Here is a 5,729-nt window from a genome sequence, read left to right on the forward strand (position 1 = left end):
GGCCCGTATGCCCACGACCCGCCGCCGCATTACGACGGTTCAGCGACAGTTTTATAACATCGTCCGATCCCGGACGGATTGTCACGGAGCGGGAGCCCTCAGGGGGAGATAGACGCCGAAGGCGGCGCCCTCGCCCACGATGCTCTCGACCGTCATGCCCCCACGATGCCGGTTGACGATATGCTTGACGATGGCCAGGCCCAGACCGGTGCCCAGACGCTCGCCGCTCTTCTGGCCCTCGACCCTGTAGAAGCGCTCGGTCAGGCGCGGCATGGTCTCGCGCGTCACCCCGGGGCCGTGATCACGCACCGTGATCAGCACATAGCGGGCCTGGGAATCCCGATCCGGCGTCAGCAGCGGCAGACCTGCCGCGTTCGGCATCCGCACCCGCGCGGCCTCATCGGCGCCGATCCCCACCCTGAGCTCGATCTCCACCTCGGTGTCGTCGGGGGAGTATTTGATGGCGTTGTCGGTCAGGTTCTGGATCACCTGGATCAACTGATCGCGATCACCGGTCACGCTGACCGAACCCTCGCCCTCCCGCGCCACCTTCAGCCTGATTCCGCGCCGGGCCGCCAGCGGACCGGTGGCGTCCACCACATCGGAGACGGCGCCGGCCAGATCCACCTTGCCCGACGGGGGAATATGCTCGTTCAGCTCGATGCGGCTGAGCGACAGCAGGTCGGCCACCAGCCGCGTCATGCGCTCGGCCTGCACCGCCATGATGCTGAGGAATTTCTCCCGCGCCGCCGGGTCATCACGCGCGTGGCCGCGCAGGGTCTCGATGAACCCCGACAACGACGCCAGGGGCGTGCGCAGCTCGTGGCTGGCGTTGGCCAGGAAATCGACCCGCATCATTTCGGCCCGCTTGGAGTCGGTCTCGTCGCGAAGGCGCAGAACGGCCAGACGGCCCTCCGCCTCGCCGTGCCCGGGCAAGGGCGCGATCCAGGCGCTCCAGTGCCGGTCCTGGGCGCCGCCCGGCTCATAGTCGATGGACTGGGTTCGTCTGCCGAACAGGGCCTCGTCGATGGCCTCGAGCAGGTTCGGATCCCGGATCGCGGCGTGCAGCGGGTGATCCCCCCCGCCGGCCGGCAGGCGCAGCAGCGCGGCGGCGGCGGCGTTGGCGCGCACGATGGCCCGGTCGCCCACATCCCCGACGTCATCGCCCGAGATGACCAGAAGGGGATCGGGCAGCGCCTCCAGCGCTTCCGCCGCAAGAACAGCGGCGGCGGCGGCGGCGTCCGGCTCGTCCTGTTCGGGAGCGGTGATCACCGGCGACGACCGCCTCAGCAGGACCAGGGCCATCGCGGTCACGACGGCGCCCGCGACCAGGATCGGGGCGGCGCCGGGATGAAGGACGGCCGCCAGCCCCATCGCCGCCAGCGCCGGCAGGATGACCACGCCGCGCCTCAGGGGATCCAGATCGATGCGGGCTGCGGCGCGGGTGTCGGTCATGGGTTTTCCAGCGGGGCTGTCAGGGCGGCCCCGACCGACAGTCTGACGGCTTCCCGTGACGGTTTCAGCCCTTTTTCACACCTTGGCCGTAGGAAGAACGGGAAATCCGGGGGACCCGTGCTCAAAACGCTCACCTGTCTGGCGACGGAACACGACTGGCGGCTGCTGATCGCGGCCGTCTTCGTGTGCGTGCTGGGCACGGTCACCTGCATGCGTCTGTTCAACCAGTCCCATAACCGCAAACGCAGCGACCGGGATCTGATGCTTCTGGTCGCGGGCCTGGTGGGCGGCGTGGCCGTCTGGACCACCCACTTCATCGCCATGATGGCCTTTCAGCCGGTCACCCGGTTTGACTATGACCTGTTCGCCACCCTGGGCTCCCTCATCATCGCCGCCTCCGGGGTCGCCGCGGGCCTGCTGATCGCCAGCCATGTGCGCTCCATGGGCGGGCGGGTGCTGGGCGGGGTTGTGATCGGCGCCACGGTCGCGGCCATGCACTACACCGGCATGGCGGCCGTGAAGCTCCAGGGAGTCATCGCCTGGGACACGGGCCTGGTGATCGGCGGGGTGATCATTTCCAGCGTGCTGTGGGCGACGGCCCTGGCGGTGCTGGATCAGGGCGGCTGGCGACGCACGTCAGGGGCCGCGCTGCTGGCGGTGCTGGGCATCTGCAGTCTGCATTTCAGCGGCATGGCCGCGGCGGAGATCACCTTCGACCCCGCCCTGCCGGTGATCGAGGGGGGCGCGGGCGCCCGCATGGCCGTCAGCGCGGCCGCCCTCGCCGCCTTTCTGGTGACCGCCGCCGCCGTGGTGGAGGCGCTGAGCTTCTGGTCGCGGGCGAGCATGCTGACCCAGCTGCGCGAGGCCATCGACGCCATGCCCGACGGCCTGGCCTTCTATGACTCCCATGACCGGCTGGTGATCTGGAACGCCCGCTACGCCGAGATCAATCCGGAGATCGCCGACATCCTGAAGCAGGGCGCCACCTTCCGCGAGATCGTCCAGATCGGCATCGACAAGGGGCACTATCCCGAGGCCGAGGGCCGCGAGGCCGAGTGGATGGAGGAACGGCTGACGGCGCGCAGGCGCCTGTCCTGCGCCATGGAGCAGAAGACCTCGGACGAGCGCTGGCTGAAGGTCCAGGATCGCCGCACCGCCGACGGCGGCGTGGTCACCCTGGTCAACGACATCACCGACCTGAAGCGCGACGCCGAGATTCTGGCGTCCGCCCGCGACGCGGCCGAGGCGGCCAACCGCGCCAAGTCGGAATTCCTGGCCAACATGAGCCACGAGATCCGCACGCCGCTGAACGGCGTCATCGGCGTGGCCCAGGCCCTGTCCGGCACCCCCATGAACGACCGCCAGCAGGAGATGCTTGAGCTGATCCGCTCCTCGGGCGTGACACTGCAGCATCTGCTGTCCGACATCCTGGACCTGGCGCGGGTGGAATCGGGGCGGCTGGAGCTGCGGCCCGAACCCTTCGACCTGCTCAAGGCCGTCAATGAAGCGGCCCAGCTCTATTCCGCCCAGGCCGAGGAGAAGGGGCTGCGATTTTTCGTCGACGCCCCCGAAGACACCCACGTGTGGATCGACGGCGACGTGGTGCGCCTCAAGCAGATCCTGACCAATCTGGTCTCCAACGCGGTCAAATTCACCAGTCAGGGCTTCGTCAGCCTGTCCATCTCGCGCGGCCATGACGAGGACGGCGCGGCGGTGTTCCGGTTCATGGTGGAGGACACCGGCATCGGCTTCGACTCCGCCGCCCGGGCGCGTCTGTTCAGCCGCTTCGAACAGGCGGACGGCGCCATCACGCGCCGCTTCGGCGGCACCGGGCTGGGGCTGGCCATCTGCCGCGAACTGGCCGCCATGATGGATGGCGGTCTGGACTGTGAAAGCGAGCCGGACGGCGGCTCCACCTTCATCCTGACCGTCCCGCTGCGCGAGGTCGCCGCCCCGGTTCAGCAGACCGCGGCGGTCGAGATGAGCGGCGATGACACAGCGGACCGCCCCTTGCGGGTTCTGCTGGCCGACGATCACCCCACCAACCGCAAGGTGGTGGAGCTGATCCTGTCCCAGATCGACGTGGAGCTGGTGATCACCGAGGACGGCGCCCAGGCCCTGGCCGCCTTCCGCGGCGACGCCTTCGACGTGGTGCTGATGGACATGCAGATGCCGGTCATGGACGGCCTGACCGCCACCCGCGAGATCCGGCTGCACGAGGCGGCCATGGGCGCCGCGCGCACGCCGGTGGTGATGCTGACCGCCAACGCCCTGCCCGAACACGTGACCGCCACCCGGGAGGCGGGCGCGGACCATCACCTGTCCAAGCCCTTCGGCGCCGAAGCCCTGATCGACCTGGTCACCACCCTCGGCCGCACACCCGCCCGGATGGAAGAAGCGGCAGCCTGAGGGCAGGTCCTCACAAGCGACCCGGGCCGACCTGCCGAACACCCCACGTCCCGAAGCGGCGCAAGGGGTGGCAACCGGATACTGCCTAGCCAGGCTGGCAGCATCTTCTTCCGGTTCGTGGAGGACTCGCAGAACGCCTCGCGACGGCTGACGCCTCGTCCGCAAGTATGCCGTTGGCGCATTGCCAAGTGTTCATTTGGACAGACTGCCTTGTGAGGCTAGAAGATCGGCTTTGCGAGAGCCATCCATGTCCCATCGCCTCACCCTCGTCGTTGCTCTTGTTCTCTCATCCGCTGCAATACCGGTTGTGGCTCAGGAAGCGTGTCTTCCATTCGAGAATGGCGACGGACATAGCCCCGTCATCACCGCCAGGGTGAATGGTCAGGGTCCATTCGAGTTCGTTCTGGACACTGCATCAAGCGCGACGACGCTTGATGCCTCGACGATCACGCGGCTCGCGCTCACGCCGGATGCGGCAAGCGAGCAGGCTCAGGGAATGGGTGGCGAATTCAGTGTGCGACTTTTTCAGGTTGCCGAAATCAATACGGGTCCGATTTCACTCTACGAGGTCACTGTGCCGGAAGTTCCGGCGCCAACGTTGGACAGCCATGAAATCGTTGGCCTCGGGGGCATCGATCTCTTGGCCGGTCGACTGACGGTCTGGCGCCCGAGCGCGTCATGTGTGGGCATCGTTCCATCAGGGCAGTTGCCTGGAGGGGAAGGCTGGGTCGAAATCTCAGTCGACTGGATCCAGCCGTGGAAGGTTATGCTGCCGGTGCAGATTGACGGGGTCAGCGGATGGGCATTGCTCGACACCGGCGCGCAGAAGACCGTCATGAACCAACCCTTCGCCGAGGCCCTGGACCTCACCGCGTCTTCAGGGCGTGTACGTGAGGGAGGCCAGATCACGGGACTTGATGGGCGTCCTTTGCCGCTGTTTGAAGCTGAGGTTGTGAAGGCGGCTATTGGACCGTGGACCTGGTCGATGGCGTCGGTGAATATCGGTGACCTGCCGGTTTTTTCGCGTCTGGGAGACCCGACGAGGCCGCTGATGATCCTGGGCATGGATTGGCTCGCGGGTCGCCCCTTCGCCGTAGACTATGGAACACAGAAGGTTTGGTTAGGGACGGAGCGTCAGCACCCGCTCGCCCATCCGGATGCCGACCCTGCGGAGGTCCGCTGAGGGTCGTGAGCGCACACCGACTTGCTGCCGCAAGCGGACCCTTGGCCTCGGCGGTTTACGATGACGCGCCCCGGGCCTCGAGCCGCGCATAGGCGGGCAGGGTCAGGAATTCTTCGCAGGTCTCGGCCAGGCACAGGTCGGTGAACAGGCGCACCGCCTCTTCCAGATGCGGCAGCTCCTTCGGCATGCGCCGGATCTCGTCCTCGATCAGGGCGCGGACCAGCGCCTCGTCCACCACCCGTCCGTCGTCCAGATGGGCCGCCAGCGTGCGCCACTGCCACACCTGGGTGCGGCTGATCTCGGCGGTGGCGGCGTCCTCCATCAGGTTGAACAGGGGCACGGCCCCGCGCCCGCCCAGCCAGGCCTCCGTATAGAGGATGCCCACGCGGATGTTCTCGCGCAGGCCCGCCTCGGTGCGCGGGCCCTGATGGATCTCCAGCAGGCGGTCGCGGCCGATGTCCTGACCCGACAGGGGCCGGTTCAGCTGGTTCGGGCCGGGCATCAGGCGGTCGAACACCTCCATGGCCACGGGGACCAGATCGGGATGCGCCACCCAGGTGCCGTCGTGGCCGTTTGACGCCTCGCGCTCCTTGTCCGCCTTGACCTTGGCGAAGGCGGCGGCGTTGGCGGCCTCGTCATTCTTGACCGGGATCTGCGCCGCCATGCCGCCCATGGCGAAGGC

Annotated in this window: 3 protein-coding genes and 1 pseudogene; 2 read left to right on the forward strand and 2 right to left on the reverse strand. The window is 67.8% G+C overall.

What is annotated here, in order from left to right; translation table 11 throughout:
* Nucleotides 1–81 precede the first annotated feature (81 nt).
* Nucleotides 82–1,455, reverse strand: coding sequence for an ATP-binding protein (locus C0461_RS13045; RefSeq protein ID WP_292107620.1), 1,374 nt, complete (start codon nucleotides 1,453–1,455; stop codon nucleotides 82–84).
* Nucleotides 1,456–1,572: 117 nt separating this feature from the next.
* Here C0461_RS13045 and C0461_RS13050 point away from each other — a divergent pair, with 117 nt between their 5' ends.
* Complete coding sequence (locus tag C0461_RS13050) at nucleotides 1,573–3,864, forward strand: ATP-binding protein (protein ID WP_292107621.1); 2,292 nt, start codon at nucleotides 1,573–1,575, stop codon at nucleotides 3,862–3,864.
* A 247-nt stretch (nucleotides 3,865–4,111) separates the two neighbouring features.
* Nucleotides 4,112–5,047: a retroviral-like aspartic protease family protein gene (locus C0461_RS13055; protein ID WP_292107623.1), complete on the forward strand. Its 936-nt coding sequence runs from the start codon at nucleotides 4,112–4,114 to the stop codon at nucleotides 5,045–5,047.
* Nucleotides 5,048–5,102: 55 nt separating this feature from the next.
* On the opposite strand, the pseudogene C0461_RS13060 reads toward C0461_RS13055, so the two are convergent.
* Nucleotides 5,103–5,729, reverse strand: a pseudogene (locus tag C0461_RS13060) (malate synthase A); the annotation flags it as partial.

The sequence above is a fragment of the Brevundimonas sp. genome, assembly GCF_013823285.1.
Lineage (GTDB): Bacteria > Pseudomonadota > Alphaproteobacteria > Caulobacterales > Caulobacteraceae > Brevundimonas.

Bases quoted from the DNA above. Each gene is read 5' to 3' on its own strand.
- C0461_RS13045 (WP_292107620.1), bottom strand. From the start codon at position 1,455: ATGACCGACACCCGCGCCGCAGCCCGCATCGATCTGGATCCCCTGAGG.
- C0461_RS13055 (WP_292107623.1), top strand. From the start codon at position 4,112: ATGTCCCATCGCCTCACCCTCGTCGTTGCTCTTGTTCTCTCATCCGCT.